The sequence below is a fragment of the Rahnella aquatilis CIP 78.65 = ATCC 33071 genome (genome assembly GCF_000241955.1).
GTDB classification, from domain to species: domain Bacteria; phylum Pseudomonadota; class Gammaproteobacteria; order Enterobacterales; family Enterobacteriaceae; genus Rahnella; species Rahnella aquatilis.
The window spans coordinates 787,855-799,838 of the sequence record NC_016818.1; the positions used below are offsets into that span (position 1 = coordinate 787,855).

Consider the following 11,984-nt stretch of genomic DNA (forward strand, 5'->3'; position numbering starts at 1 on the left):
GAGTCTTTGTCTCCTTAGCTGTTAATGGACGCGGCAAAGTTCACCAGATACGAGTCGGTGATACGCTGGCGCAGGGTCAGATCTTCCAGTGGAGGAACCGGGGTGTAGTCGTAATCGATGTAAAGTTTGCCAGCTTTCAGCGTTTCCGCTGTATTCGCGGTTTCGTCGTACCAGCAGTCACCGTCAATGATGTAACCCGCTGATTTCATCTCGCGCATTTTGGCTTTGATGCCGTCGATCATGTCGCGCACCAGTGTCGGGGTCATGGGTTTATCGACCGCCCACATGTGCGCTTCCGCCATGGTGTCAGCCAGAATCTGCGCGGTACGGGTGTAGTTTTCGAACAGGAACAGCGTGTCATCGCTGCAGGTGCGGTTACCCCAGAAACGGAAGCCGTCTTTGCGCACCAGCGTCGTCACCCCAGCTTCGTTCAGTAAATCGGCATCGGTGCCGGTGGCCTGCAAATCCCAGAAGACACTGGCGGACAGACCGGTCACACCGTTGACGCCGACGTTGGACAAGGTTTTATGCCAGCCGGTATCCTGGTCAATTTTGGCGCGTAAACCCAGAGCACGGGCGGTGGCATAAGCGATATCAGACTGGCTGGTGGTGGTATTCCAGTTCACGAAGTCCGGCCAGATCAGCATCAGTTCACGCTGGCTGAAGTTGTCGCGGTATTTGATCGCATCAGAAAGGGTTTTCGCGCCGTAAACGCTGACATAACCGAACGCACGCAACTGCTGACACACACCCGCCAGCGCAGTGGCGACGGCCTGATTATCCAGCCCCGGAACACCCAGAATACGAGGCTTCACGCCCAGCTCTGCCTGCGCAGAAAGCAGCGCCTTCATGCCGGTGTAACGGCCATTGGCATCAGAACCGCCAATGATATTGCTGGTGGTTGCGGCTTCATCTTCACCCGTGGCGACACGTACCACGACAGTGACCGGTTTACACTGATCGGCAATCGCCAGAAGCGCGGCACGCAATGTCCCGCTGGTACCGGCTTTACCGCTGGCCGCCAGAACGTCAGTGATCAGAACCGGCATATTAAGAGGAAATACAGTGGCATCCGCATCTTCTGCGGTACAAACCATGCCGATAATTGCTGTGGAAACGGTGGAAATAATGCGGGTGCCGTCGTTGATTTCGACAACACGCACGCCGTGATGATAATCAGCCATCAGGGTGACTCTCTCTGTTGTGGGTGGTGAAGCAAGGATGCCGGTTCGCAACAGAAAGCGCATTTGATCAGGGGCGTGGGGGCGGTGGCACAACAGAAGCAGAGAATAAAAAAGAGATAATGGCAATTATCTCTTTGATAAATTAGGTATTTTATGCGTATCGCTTAGGGTCAGGCGGCCCGGACAATATAATTAAAAGCGATATTGCGAGGTCGCATGGTGATCCATACTCCTGCGGGGTTTGATAGGCTGGCCGGTAATTGTACGGCTGTCATGCAGTTATCCGCCATGATGGGAATAAGTGTACTATTGTTCGGACTTTTTGCCCCTGGAGGCTGCCCGGCAATCGCTGAGTCAGCAGCCACAAAAGGAGTGCCTATAGTTCCTCCAGTTGTTGTTTCATCGGCTCCGAAGTAATCCAGCGCGGCCGTTCTGATACCGGTTGCCCCCTGAGCGCTATAGATCACTCGCCCTGCATCAACCCCTCTTCCATCATCCCAACCACGAATAAATTCCCCGCGTAAGTCTGGCAATAAACCAGATGGATAGGCTAATGCCAGTTTAGGATACTTTGCCTTATCAAATGCCGCGCCATTACATTTCAACCATCCTGCTGGTGGTGTTGCTGTCGGCCAGGGAAGAGGAATGCCAACGGGCAGATCGTATTGTGGATGTGGATTCACAGCCGCCACATGCTTTGCCAGCAGATCATCCGCATACGCCTTAACTTCGATGGCTTTATCATCGACATATTTGCGCGTTGCCAGCACCACGGAAGGATCAATTTTCAGCGTTACCGCATCCGTACTGTTTACCACTAAAATCATACGAACCGTCTGCGTCCGGCCACTGCCTTCCTGTAATTGCGGTTTATAGGTTTCAGGGCAGTTGGCGATGGCAATCAGCGTATTGTCCTGATCGAATAAACCAATTTCACGGATCCAGAATCCGCCCTGATCTTCAGGAATGATCTGTTCGGCGATAATCTGATTAGTATTCGCCGGATCAACGCTAAGTGCGTTGAGTGAGGCACGACGCTTTTCGCCAATCAATTTTGTTTGCGCCGGATCGGGCGTTGGCAAAATACCGCCGCCATCACCGACCGCCATTTGGGTCAGGCTGAGTTGCGTACCCAGCGCCGTAGCATTGGCCAGTTTCGCTGCACCCAGATTGGTCAGCAACGCATAATATTTAGCTGTCATAATTCACTCTCAGGTTGTCGATTAAATGAATGGCTGAACCGGTAAACGCAGGGCCGGAGGCGGTAATGGTTTCAGGGAGATAGGGATAAACCGTCAGTTCTTCGCCGTCGTAAGTCGCTGCGGCGATATAAAAATCTCCCGTCACGTCCAGATTGATGGAGAGGCCAATCAGATGGCGGCTACAGGGTTTGGCATCAGTGATCAGGCGTTCGAGTTCCTGATACATCTCCTCAGTGATACCCGTTTCCAGCACGCCGACATCGAGGCGAAAAGTGCCCGGAACATCGTGGGTCTGCCACCATTCGGTGACGCGGATTAAATATCCGAGCGGTTCAACGACCCGGCGTAATGCGCCAATAGTGCCTTTGTGTTTATGGACGAACCAGGCTGCGCGAACTGCGGAGCGTTTCGCTGGTTCCGTCCAGTTTTCATCCCAGCGGTCAACCGAAAATGCCCAGCCAAGATAGGGGAGTAATTCCAGCGGACAGAAATCAGGATCCCAGAGTTCACGAAGAGGAACGCTGAGATTACCGATTTGCGATAACGCCTGTGCGGCCGCGACTTCAAGTTGTGTTGAACCGGAAGGTAAAAGACGGTCACTCATCCGAGCCTCCCACTGTCAGTGAGTAACCGGTACAGAGTGACGCCTGAGTTTTATCAAGCACGATATCCGCCAGCGGCGATGACAACTCGACCCGCTGAACGCCCTCAACATGCAAAGCTGCATAGATGGCAGAAAGCCGGATATCGCGGCCTAGCCGACTTTGCGTATTGATATACGTTTTTAACTGCGCTTCTGATGCCGCCCGGACAGGCTCAATTTCAGGTGTGGGTAAGACATACAGCACGGCATCAATCTGATAAGGCACAATATCTGCCGCCTGCACAGTGACACGGTCGGCGACAGGCCGGACATCTTCATGGTTCAGTGCCTTCTCCACGGCAACGAGCAAATCAGCAGAGGCAACGCCATCGTTGTCACGTGACAAAATGGTGACTGTCACTTCTGCGGGAGACGGGCTGATGGCCGATGCATCCGCGATACGTCCGTCTGCCGAGCGCGCATGATATTCGTAAGCGCCTGTGGGGCCGGCCACGCTTAACCCTTCGAATGCCTGAGGAATACGCATGCGTAAATCGCTATCGGCTTCTAAAACGGCGGCTGTTGGTGGGATGGTATTGTTATTCGCAGGCTGCAGAACCAGGCGCTGAACGTTAAAATTCGCCGCCAGCTGATCCAAATCACTGCCCGTCGCATAGGCAACCATCACCGCGCGGGCGGCTTCGTTCACCCGCTGGCGCAGGATCAGTTCGCGGTAGGCATTCTCCTGCAACAGTTTGACCAGTGGCTCGGATTCCAGCGTCAGTGTGCGGCTGATGGCCTCCTGCTGATCGGCGGGATAGAGCGAAATCAGCGTCGTTTTACGTGCTTTAAGCAGGCTTTCATAATCCAGTTCTTCGACCACATCAGGGGGCGGTAACTGGCTCAAATCGATCGTTGCCATAAGTATCAGCTCACAGGAATATTCAGGGAAAAATCCGTTGCCGTGTCGGTACGGCTTCCGGTCAGTTCCACCACCATCTTGCCGTCGTAACCGGTGTCGAAAGTGATGGCATTCAGTGAAATGCGGGGTTCCCACTGCAGCAGAGCGGTGTAGCAAATTGCCATCATCTGCAGTCGCAGGGCGCCGTTTTGCGGCTGGTCGATCAACTCTGAAAGCAACGAACCGTAAGTGCGGCGCATCACCCTTGAACCGACCGGTGTATTTAAAATGTCGCTCACGGACTGGCGGATATGGTCGAGATCCTCAATGGCGATACCGCTGTTTCTGTTCATCCCCAGATATTTTGGATTGCTCATTGCGGGCCTCCAGTCTGACCGCTGCCTGTCTGTACACCGCTGTGCCGGTGGGTATGCACAACAATGCCGTTGGATGTCAGGTTGCCGCCGCTGTGGGTTAAGTTGCCGGTCAGCGTGCCGCCTTGTTTCACTTCGAGTGAACCTGTCGTCAGTTTGCGGGTGCACACCACTTCCGGCGTATCCAGCGTGATGCGGGTGCTGGCGGTACAGCGGATTTCGGGTGCGGTAACGTCCACTTTCTGCGTCGCATTGATCACGGCGGTTTTAATGCCGGTGACCTTCAGTGCACTGGTTTCCGGTTCGTACTCAAAAATGGCACCGTCCGGAAAGACCAGATGAAGGGCGTCCGCCGAGGATGAAGGTGCGGGCGAGGCATCGGAGAAAACCGCCGGCAAAACGAATGCCGTATTGAGTTCGCCCCCCATCGAGAGCAGTAAGACCTGTTCACCGACGGAGGGTGCCCACCAGCTGCGCGTGCGTCCGGCACGGTGCGTCATCCACGGCAACCAGGCCGTCACATTGCTGCCTGTGGCAACGCGGCAGCGGGCGTTGGCAAGATCCAGTTCTGAGACCTTGCCGATGCGCACCATATTGCCAATCAGCCGCATCATGTCGTTGAGTTGAAGAGTTGTGTTCATGAGATAAAGGATGCCGTTTCAGAGGGTTGGGCGACAACCTGTGGCCGTCCGACAGTGGATGGCACAACGAGGCGTTGAGTTACACGGTCCAGCTGCTGATCAGTTCACCGTTGAGATAAACCTGACGCGGCAGCGCCACGTTTTCCGGCAGCGGCGGCTCCGGCAGATGAGTGATCGTGCGCACCTCATCCTTGTCACTTACCTGGACGCGTTCCGTCAGTTGCAGCAACAGAACGAGGCTTCGTTCCTGCTGAGTAAAGGTAAAATCATTCAGCCGGTGCAGGGCGTTGCCGAGAATTTCAGGCTGATTAACCTGCAGCCAGTCGAGAACAGTGACCACGGCCAAGTCGACCAGCGTTTCGCTCAGCGTATCGTCAGTGATCGTCATCGTCAGCGGATAGCGGTACTCAAAAGAAAGCGACGGTGCGGATGTGGCCACCACGTTGACCGGCCCGGTGGCGATCACCAGTTTTTCAGGTGCGGCCGCAAGCAGGGGGATTTGTTCAATGAGCCGCTGTTGCAACTGAATTGGTTTTTGCATGTTGTGCCTCCTGACACTGTTTGATGGCTTCAATTTGTAAGCCGCAATCCATCAGCGCGGACTCCAGCTGAAGAATGTCGGCACTCAGGTCCTGATTAGTGACGGGGTGACTGGCCGGTATCGGACAAGAGCTCACCGCCGGACAGCCAATGTAAATAATCGCTGGCGGAGCTGAAGGCGGGGCGCTGGTGCAGCCGGCTAATATCAGCAGGCAACCCGTTATCAGCCCACTGACGGGTTTGCAGATTTTCATGGAGGCTCCTCTGCCTTTGTTGTTCACGGGTTTGCATCACCTGCCGCGCGGCACTGAGGTTTTGGCGTAACGACAGTTCAGCCTGTTCACGCTGACGCATTTGCTGATTCAGTGTGGCGATCAACTGCTCGCGTTGTTGTAACTGTGACATCAGGGCATCGCGTTGCTGACTGGCATTGTTGAGGTCGTGCTGTAATGAGCGGTTGGAAAGTATCAACATGGCAATCAGCAGAACCATTGCAGCCAGAATGGCCAGTAATGTGCGCATTCAGACACCTTTCAGGCAGAGGGCATGTTCGGCGTTTCGCCTGCGTTCCAGACCCCGGTTGCGTTCGCCATTGACGAAAACCCACCGTGGCAACTGGTCACAGGCTTGTTGCCATCGTTTTTTGTTGATGAAAAACGCCAGTGTTGATCTGCACGCTGCGCCGGCGCCGACGTTAAAACTGAAGGACACCACAGCATCAAAAACCGGTTGCGGCATCGTGACCGGCATGCACTTTTTTATGGTGCGCTCAGTGTGCTGAATATCGGCCAGCAGGTTTTTAGCGGCCTGATGTTCAGTTATTTCCTGCGCCGGTTTAACGCCTGACGTATGACCGATACCGCTGGTCCATACCCCGGCACTGCACTGGTAGGGTTGCAGCTGGCAGCCTTCAAAATCGGTGATCAGCCGCAACCCTTCTTCCGACACCTGCAATGACAGGTAACCTGGAAGTGTCGCCATCAACCCTAAAACCATGGCGGCGCTGCAGCGTTTAAGAGTTGAGGTTTTCATAGTCATCTTTGCTCAGGCTTTTACGTGCCAGCAACTGGTAGCTTTTGCGCCGGTAGTACCAGTTGATCAAAAACGTGCCAACACCCACAGCTGAACCGATCAGAAAGGCGACGTCCTGTGATGTCAGACTGGCGAGCCAGGTCAGCGAGGTGGCAATGAAGTAGGCGCAGCCTGAACTGATACGTTCTGTATTCAGTCCCATAATTTGAGCGCTTCCTGTACGGGTTGTTCTGCAATGTCGGGCATAACGATGGCCGTGCCGTGAGGTAATAGCGGGCCTAAATCCGCGATGCCAATATTAGCGGCATACACTTTTTCGACGACGACCGCCGTGCGGTTGTAATAGCGCCAGCAAAGAGAATCGAGGGTATCGCCCTGTTCTGCATAGACTTTCATGAGGTTTCTCCACAAGTGAGTGACATCGTCAGGAGGTGAGTTCAGTCTGCGCAATAGCACGCCGGGCGGCAATCTGAGCGGGATGTGAAACGGCTGGCACAACAGGTAAGCAGGCAGCGAACGGAGGGAGAGGGCGGGGCGCTTAGTCCGGAGGGAAACCGGTCGGGCAAGCGCCTGCAATGTTGACTACTACCGCCGCAGGATCTGGCAATCAGTGGGTATCGTCAGCGCTCCCGTTGCAATACACAACGTCCTGGTTCTCGTCAGTCAGCGCCTGGCTGGCGAGCTCTGAGATCAGTGACATCACGACCAGAAATTCTTTTGGATTGCATTGCGCCGTCTGCGAAATGTCTGCGATCAATTGTATCCTGGACAACGTTAGCTGTTGTTTAGTCAGGTTTTCCATTTTCTCCCCTCGCCAGATACTGTGTTTATATACAGTATTCTTTAATTGATCTAATACGTCAACAGTCAGGGTATTTTAAAATTTATAATTCATTGAATTTATGCATAAATTTTTATTGGCGCGATTTTTGTATCAATAACTCACTTTGTCCGACAGGCGGTGATCCACAGTTATTGACAGAACTCCAAGGCAGCCGAATCTCTGTTATTTCCGGATAAGAAGGCCGGTGGCGGACAATCCGCCATTGTTCAGTGTGTGTCAGAAAGATAGGGGAGATGCCAAGATGAGGCGCGTAAATGCCGATGACTTTATTGCGGGGTTCGTCATAGGCATTTTTCTCCTCGCTGAGCTGGCGGGCAACGCGAACTGTCTGCGCTTTGCGGGGAATGTGAATACCGCCCTGTGCCTGAATATAGCCGGCGAAATCACCGTCATCGGCAGCGCTGCGCACGTTTTCAACCCGCGCGTCAAAACGGTTGGTCAGATTCTGGTGGCGGATCCGTCTGCATTCGCGCCAGGCGCCGACCGAAGGAATACCGATGGCGTGGAATTGCGGGATCCTCCACGTCGATGCCCAGGCCGTGACCGCCGTGGCGACATCGGTCAGCAAGCGACCGGAGTCAAAATCAGTTTCGCCATCGAGCGCGTACCCATCAATATTTTTGGCGACGTATTTCGCGATATATCCGGCTGCGCCACCCCGGTTAAGCGGCTTGCAATTGAAACGTGACTCAGCGGCACCCGGCTCATCCGGATCTTCTTCAAGGGCATAACGACGCATAACCTCGGTCACTTTTTGCTGCTGGTCCGGCGGTGTGAACAACATCATGTGCCAGTGCGGTGTGCCGTCGTGATGTGGCTCGACGACGCGCACGCCATAAACTTTCAGGTTCCGGTCTTTAAAAGTGGTACGGATTTTTGCCCAGACCGCCACCAGATAACGCTGCGCATCTTTGGGGGTAAACGCGTGCTGATCCCATTTCTGGTTAAAAACAGGTGATGAACCGGTGCCAGTCGTTTTTAGCGGATGATATTTTGACGGCGTGGTCAGCGTAATAAACAGCCCGCAGTCGCGCTGCCGGTCAGCGACATCTTCGACGCCGGCAATCAGCGTCATCAGTTCCATACGACGAAGTTTGGGATTGGAAATGCTGGCTAATACGGTATCCAGCAGACTCAGTGTTTCACCGGATTCAACATTTTCAAGCTGGCATTGTTTCAGGTAATTGATGGCGGATAAGCGGCGTGACACCACATCACGGATGGCGTTTTTACTGGCATAAGGTGATGTCGCACGGCTGACATAACCGCAGGCAATCATCAGGGATTCACGCCACAAGCGCTGTTTTGAACGCAGCTGTTTTTCCCACCACTCGCCGCTGACCAGGCGTGAAATGCTGGCGACAGCCAAATGCGCTGTCATGCGGCCTTTTTGCCATTTCTGCCAGTAAAGAGGCTGTACGCGGCAGGAACGCGCCATCGCGGCGACATGTCCGTAAATCTCCTGCTGGGTGCTGTCGAGTAATAACACGCCGGATCCGTCATACCTGTCTTTCAGCCAGCATTCACAATGATATTCATAGGCATCCTGCATATGCACAGCGAGTTTATTGGCCAGCCTTCTCAGGTCATCATCATTAAGATCGGGCAAGCTGTTAAACGTTTCTTCTTCCGTAAGTAGCTTTTGCGAGATTTGACGATTCAGTGTGTTTCGCGCATTTACCTGCTTAATACGCGGCCATAAGCGTTGGGTGAAAACTGTCATCAGGAAATGAAATGCAGCGCGTACCCCTTTTGTTTCCAGCAAAAATGTATATCGCTGATGTAAAGGCGCGCGCAGGCACCCGGGCAGCGTTGCCAGCTGAGAAAGGGCCATTTGCTGGCGCTGACAAAAATCACGAGTCAGGGGCTTTTCCAGCGGATTGCTGAGCGCCGCGCGGGGGGCATTCCACCACCAGGCACCTGCAAAATATTGCACTGATGTCGGGTTAAGCGTGGGCGGTGACGAAGGGATGATTCTGTCTCTGATATTATCTGACATATCCGTTTCCCGAAAAATGAAATAAAGAATTCCCTCCGGAAATAATATTATTTCCAGCGCGTTGATTAATTTTAGTGATATGGATCTGTCAGTTTATACTGGCCGATAATTCTTTCTTTTAATCTCCTCAATTTCCTGACATTCAATACATCGCTGTACACCCGAAATAATTTTCCTGCGTTGTTCCGGAATGGAAGCATCGCAATCAACGCAGAAGAAGGTTGAAGGCGCGCGCTGCATGCGGGTCGCCTGCGAAATCTGCGTTTCAAGTACCTTCAATTGGTATTCCTGTGATTCATCTATCCAGTCAGCCATCAGCAAAGTTCCCCTTTAAATATCGCCGTGAAATGGCGAAGTGATAATAAAGCCTGTGTAATTTTCAACTGTTCTTCCTCATTTAATTGTGAATACGCCAGAAAGGTATGATGGCGTTTAAGACCTGCATGAAAACATAATGTGAGTTTCCATTTTTCAGGGGCCTGATCAAAAATAACCTCAACCCTGCTTTTATTGCGGGAAAAATAGGTTTCTTTCAGATGAGCGATATGGCGCAGGCCGGTCTGGCGCTGCTGCTCTGTTCCTAAAAACATCGCGTCTCCTTATTTCTCCATGACGCCGTAAATTTGGTATCATGGTCGTCTGTCGGTACATTACATAATCAATCTAAGCTTGCATTTGCGAGTTGTCAAGATGATATTTACAGATTCAGGGGTTTTCGCCAGATGCAATTAGATGAACTTGAAGGTGGAAAAGCTGTTTTGACGCGTATGCTTCAGGCTTACGGCTTTAGCATGCAGAAGGAACTGGGGGATCTGTATGGATTGTCATCTGGCACGATAAGTACTTGGGTAAGAAGAGATTATTTCCCCGGTGATGTGGTCGTAGCCTGTGCGCTGGATACCGGCGTGTCGTTGCGCTGGCTGGCAACGGGCAAAGGCTCGATGCAGGATGCAAGCTCTTCGGCTGCCATGGCGTCAGGTGAAACCCGCCAGCTTAAAAAGTTAAGATTGCGTGGCGGTGCGCTCGAGGAAGAAGGTCTCTGGGCGGTCGATCCTTCACTGCTGGACGATTCGCTGGCACAACCTGCGTATATCGTGAAAGGCAATCATTCATGGATTATCGATCTGGGCAGCACGCATCCGGGCAATGGCCGCTGGTTGCTGGATATCGACGGTGATCTGGATGTTTACGATGTGGCCCGCATTCCTGGTAACCGCCTGCAAGTGAGCCGTCAGGAAAGCCATTTCGAATGTGGCGTTGATGAAGTGACTGCTTTAGGGCAGGTATTTATTACTCTGGATCGTAACCTGTAAATTTCGTTTCCTCAGCAGCACCCCGTTGCTGAGGGCATTTCTGACGTTTTTCCCCCTCCCTTTTCCCTAAAACTCATTTTTCACCGCCGATAAACCGTATGTAATATTTACGATACACGCCTTGGGTTTGATATCCCTTGTATGTAAAGTTAACTTTCCATTAAGTGCGTGATGGCGATGAATTGGTAATGATAACTTTACAACTAAGGCTTGCTAAGTTTACGCGCTGTGTTAATGTTGTCCGCAGATGCCGCCGCGGCAGCCCATTTTCCTTATAACGGAACACGATCATGCAAAAAGACGCCCTGAATAATGTTCATATCACTGCTGAACAAATCCTGATTACTCCTGAAGAGTTGAAAAACCGTTTTCCTTTAAGCGTCAGTGATGAAAACAGTATTTCCGAAGCTCGCAAAACCATCGCAGATATTGTCCATGGTCGTGATCCTCGTCTTCTGGTGGTATGTGGCCCTTGTTCAATTCATGACGTCGATGCGGCGCTGGATTACGCGCGTCACCTGCGCGCACTGGCAGCGGAACTGAGCGATCGTTTGTACATCGTCATGCGTGTGTACTTTGAAAAACCACGTACCACTGTCGGCTGGAAAGGGTTGATTAACGATCCGCACATGGATGGGACGTTTGATGTGGAAGCGGGTCTGCACATTGCCCGAGATTTGCTGTTGCAACTGGTCGGCATGGGTTTGCCACTGGCGACAGAAGCACTGGATCCCAACAGCCCGCAATACTTAGGCGATCTGTTCAGCTGGTCAGCAATCGGTGCGCGTACTACTGAATCTCAGACTCACCGCGAAATGGCCTCAGGCCTGTCAATGCCGGTGGGTTTCAAGAATGGCACCGACGGCAGCCTGGGAACCGCGATCAATGCCATGCGGGCGGCAGAAATGGCGCACCGCTTTGTGGGGATCAATCAGGCCGGTCAGGTTTGTTTGTTGCAGACTCAGGGTAACCCGGACGGACATGTGATTTTGCGCGGCGGCAAAACACCAAACTACAGCGAGCAGGACGTTCAGGCTTGCGAAAAACAGATGGCCGATGCGGGACTCCATCCTTCCTTGATGATAGATTGCAGTCACGGTAACTCAAACAAAGACTATCGTCGCCAGCCTGTTGTGGCTCAGTCCGTTATCGACCAGATTAAAGCCGGTAACCGCTCTATCACGGGGCTGATGCTGGAAAGTCACCTGAACGAAGGCAGCCAGTCTTCTGAACAACCGCGTTCAGAAATGAAATACGGTGTGTCTGTTACGGATGCCTGTATTAACTGGGAAACCACGGAAAGCCTGCTGCGCACAATGCATCAGGAACTGGGCGACGCGCTGGCGGCAAGAATCGCAGGAGAGTAAGTTT

At 52.8% G+C, this 11,984-nt stretch carries 18 protein-coding genes; 2 read left to right on the top strand and 16 right to left on the bottom strand.

All coding sequences use genetic code 11. From position 1 onward, the window contains the following. Positions 1-14 precede the first annotated feature (14 nt). The 16 genes from RAHAQ2_RS03580 to RAHAQ2_RS03650 all read right to left on the bottom strand — a co-directional run bounded on the left by RAHAQ2_RS03580 (position 15) and on the right by RAHAQ2_RS03650 (position 9,890). Positions 15-1,184 carry a phage tail sheath protein gene (locus RAHAQ2_RS03580; RefSeq protein ID WP_015695936.1) on the bottom strand — a complete coding sequence of 390 codons (1,170 nt, stop codon included), beginning with the start codon at positions 1,182-1,184 and terminating at the stop codon, positions 15-17. Positions 1,185-1,354: 170 nt separating this feature from the next. Beyond that, complete coding sequence (locus RAHAQ2_RS03585) at positions 1,355-2,386, bottom strand: phage tail protein (RefSeq protein WP_015695937.1); 1,032 nt, start codon at positions 2,384-2,386, stop codon at positions 1,355-1,357. Then, positions 2,376-2,990: a phage tail protein I gene (locus RAHAQ2_RS03590; protein WP_015695938.1), complete on the bottom strand. Its 615-nt coding sequence runs from the start codon at positions 2,988-2,990 to the stop codon at positions 2,376-2,378. The genes RAHAQ2_RS03585 and RAHAQ2_RS03590 overlap by 11 nt, the downstream gene beginning before the upstream one ends. After that, the gene (locus tag RAHAQ2_RS03595) at positions 2,983-3,891 is read right to left on the bottom strand and encodes a baseplate assembly protein (protein ID WP_015695939.1); all 909 of its coding nucleotides are present in this window, start codon (positions 3,889-3,891) and stop codon (positions 2,983-2,985) included. Before RAHAQ2_RS03595 ends, RAHAQ2_RS03590 begins: the two co-directional genes overlap by 8 nt. Positions 3,892-3,896: 5 nt before the next feature. After that, positions 3,897-4,247, bottom strand: coding sequence for a GPW/gp25 family protein (locus RAHAQ2_RS03600; RefSeq protein ID WP_015695940.1), 351 nt, complete (start codon positions 4,245-4,247; stop codon positions 3,897-3,899). Next, positions 4,244-4,885 (bottom strand): phage baseplate assembly protein V, encoded by a 642-nt coding sequence (locus tag RAHAQ2_RS03605; RefSeq protein WP_015695941.1) that lies wholly within the window; start codon positions 4,883-4,885, stop codon positions 4,244-4,246. The genes RAHAQ2_RS03600 and RAHAQ2_RS03605 overlap by 4 nt, the downstream gene beginning before the upstream one ends. 79 nt (positions 4,886-4,964) lie before the next feature. Further along, a complete protein-coding gene (locus RAHAQ2_RS03610) occupies positions 4,965-5,426 on the bottom strand; it encodes a phage tail protein (RefSeq protein ID WP_015695942.1) in 462 nt (153 codons plus the stop codon). After that, the gene (gene lysC / locus RAHAQ2_RS25895) at positions 5,389-5,637 is read right to left on the bottom strand and encodes an Rz1-like lysis system protein LysC (protein ID WP_148267150.1); all 249 of its coding nucleotides are present in this window, start codon (positions 5,635-5,637) and stop codon (positions 5,389-5,391) included. Before lysC ends, RAHAQ2_RS03610 begins: the two co-directional genes overlap by 38 nt. Further along, positions 5,522-5,947, bottom strand: a complete 426-nt coding sequence (gene lysB, locus RAHAQ2_RS03615) for an Rz-like lysis system protein LysB (RefSeq protein ID WP_015695943.1) — start codon at positions 5,945-5,947, stop codon at positions 5,522-5,524. Before lysB ends, lysC begins: the two co-directional genes overlap by 116 nt. Next, entirely contained in the window at positions 5,948-6,457 is a 510-nt protein-coding gene (locus tag RAHAQ2_RS03620) for a lysozyme (RefSeq protein ID WP_037040549.1), read from the bottom strand. Then, positions 6,438-6,659: an HP1 family phage holin gene (locus tag RAHAQ2_RS03625; RefSeq protein ID WP_015695945.1), complete on the bottom strand. Its 222-nt coding sequence runs from the start codon at positions 6,657-6,659 to the stop codon at positions 6,438-6,440. The genes RAHAQ2_RS03620 and RAHAQ2_RS03625 overlap by 20 nt, the downstream gene beginning before the upstream one ends. Continuing rightward, entirely contained in the window at positions 6,650-6,853 is a 204-nt protein-coding gene (locus RAHAQ2_RS03630; protein WP_015695946.1) for a tail protein X, read from the bottom strand. Before RAHAQ2_RS03630 ends, RAHAQ2_RS03625 begins: the two co-directional genes overlap by 10 nt. 211 nt (positions 6,854-7,064) lie before the next feature. Next, positions 7,065-7,259: a hypothetical protein gene (locus RAHAQ2_RS03635; protein WP_015695947.1), complete on the bottom strand. Its 195-nt coding sequence runs from the start codon at positions 7,257-7,259 to the stop codon at positions 7,065-7,067. A gap of 112 nt (positions 7,260-7,371) precedes the next feature. Beyond that, complete coding sequence (locus tag RAHAQ2_RS03640; RefSeq protein WP_015695948.1) at positions 7,372-9,300, bottom strand: replication endonuclease; 1,929 nt, start codon at positions 9,298-9,300, stop codon at positions 7,372-7,374. A 93-nt stretch (positions 9,301-9,393) separates the two neighbouring features. Then, positions 9,394-9,615 (bottom strand): TraR/DksA C4-type zinc finger protein, encoded by a 222-nt coding sequence (locus tag RAHAQ2_RS03645; protein WP_015695949.1) that lies wholly within the window; start codon positions 9,613-9,615, stop codon positions 9,394-9,396. Then, on the bottom strand, positions 9,615-9,890 hold the full coding sequence (locus tag RAHAQ2_RS03650) for a DUF5347 family protein (protein WP_015695950.1): 276 nt from the start codon (positions 9,888-9,890) through the stop codon (positions 9,615-9,617). The genes RAHAQ2_RS03645 and RAHAQ2_RS03650 overlap by 1 nt, the downstream gene beginning before the upstream one ends. A gap of 132 nt (positions 9,891-10,022) precedes the next feature. Between RAHAQ2_RS03650 and RAHAQ2_RS03655 the strand changes: the two genes are divergently transcribed. Both RAHAQ2_RS03655 and RAHAQ2_RS03660 read left to right on the top strand, forming a co-directional pair. Beyond that, positions 10,023-10,613 (top strand): helix-turn-helix domain-containing protein, encoded by a 591-nt coding sequence (locus RAHAQ2_RS03655; protein WP_015695951.1) that lies wholly within the window; start codon positions 10,023-10,025, stop codon positions 10,611-10,613. 290 nt (positions 10,614-10,903) lie between these two features. Next, entirely contained in the window at positions 10,904-11,980 is a 1,077-nt protein-coding gene (locus RAHAQ2_RS03660; RefSeq protein ID WP_015695952.1) for a 3-deoxy-7-phosphoheptulonate synthase, read from the top strand. The last annotated feature ends 4 nt before the right edge of the window (positions 11,981-11,984 follow it).

Excerpts from the sequence above, each read along its gene's own strand:
- RAHAQ2_RS03660 (WP_015695952.1), top strand. The coding sequence starts at position 10,904 with ATGCAAAAAGACGCCCTGAATAATGTTCATATCACTGCTGAACAAATC.
- RAHAQ2_RS03635 (WP_015695947.1), bottom strand. The coding sequence starts at position 7,259 with ATGGAAAACCTGACTAAACAACAGCTAACGTTGTCCAGGATACAATTG.
- RAHAQ2_RS03580 (WP_015695936.1), bottom strand. The coding sequence starts at position 1,184 with ATGGCTGATTATCATCACGGCGTGCGTGTTGTCGAAATCAACGACGGC.
- RAHAQ2_RS03655 (WP_015695951.1), top strand. The coding sequence starts at position 10,023 with ATGCAATTAGATGAACTTGAAGGTGGAAAAGCTGTTTTGACGCGTATG.
- RAHAQ2_RS03600 (WP_015695940.1), bottom strand. The coding sequence starts at position 4,247 with ATGAGCAATCCAAAATATCTGGGGATGAACAGAAACAGCGGTATCGCC.
- RAHAQ2_RS03595 (WP_015695939.1), bottom strand. The coding sequence starts at position 3,891 with ATGGCAACGATCGATTTGAGCCAGTTACCGCCCCCTGATGTGGTCGAA.
- RAHAQ2_RS03620 (WP_037040549.1), bottom strand. The coding sequence starts at position 6,457 with ATGAAAACCTCAACTCTTAAACGCTGCAGCGCCGCCATGGTTTTAGGG.
- RAHAQ2_RS03640 (WP_015695948.1), bottom strand. The coding sequence starts at position 9,300 with ATGTCAGATAATATCAGAGACAGAATCATCCCTTCGTCACCGCCCACG.
- RAHAQ2_RS03605 (WP_015695941.1), bottom strand. The coding sequence starts at position 4,885 with ATGAACACAACTCTTCAACTCAACGACATGATGCGGCTGATTGGCAAT.
- RAHAQ2_RS03610 (WP_015695942.1), bottom strand. The coding sequence starts at position 5,426 with ATGCAAAAACCAATTCAGTTGCAACAGCGGCTCATTGAACAAATCCCC.
- RAHAQ2_RS03645 (WP_015695949.1), bottom strand. The coding sequence starts at position 9,615 with ATGGCTGACTGGATAGATGAATCACAGGAATACCAATTGAAGGTACTT.
- RAHAQ2_RS03625 (WP_015695945.1), bottom strand. The coding sequence starts at position 6,659 with ATGGGACTGAATACAGAACGTATCAGTTCAGGCTGCGCCTACTTCATT.
- RAHAQ2_RS03590 (WP_015695938.1), bottom strand. The coding sequence starts at position 2,990 with ATGAGTGACCGTCTTTTACCTTCCGGTTCAACACAACTTGAAGTCGCG.
- RAHAQ2_RS03585 (WP_015695937.1), bottom strand. The coding sequence starts at position 2,386 with ATGACAGCTAAATATTATGCGTTGCTGACCAATCTGGGTGCAGCGAAA.
- lysB (WP_015695943.1), bottom strand. The coding sequence starts at position 5,947 with ATGCGCACATTACTGGCCATTCTGGCTGCAATGGTTCTGCTGATTGCC.
- RAHAQ2_RS03630 (WP_015695946.1), bottom strand. The coding sequence starts at position 6,853 with ATGAAAGTCTATGCAGAACAGGGCGATACCCTCGATTCTCTTTGCTGG.
- RAHAQ2_RS03650 (WP_015695950.1), bottom strand. The coding sequence starts at position 9,890 with ATGTTTTTAGGAACAGAGCAGCAGCGCCAGACCGGCCTGCGCCATATC.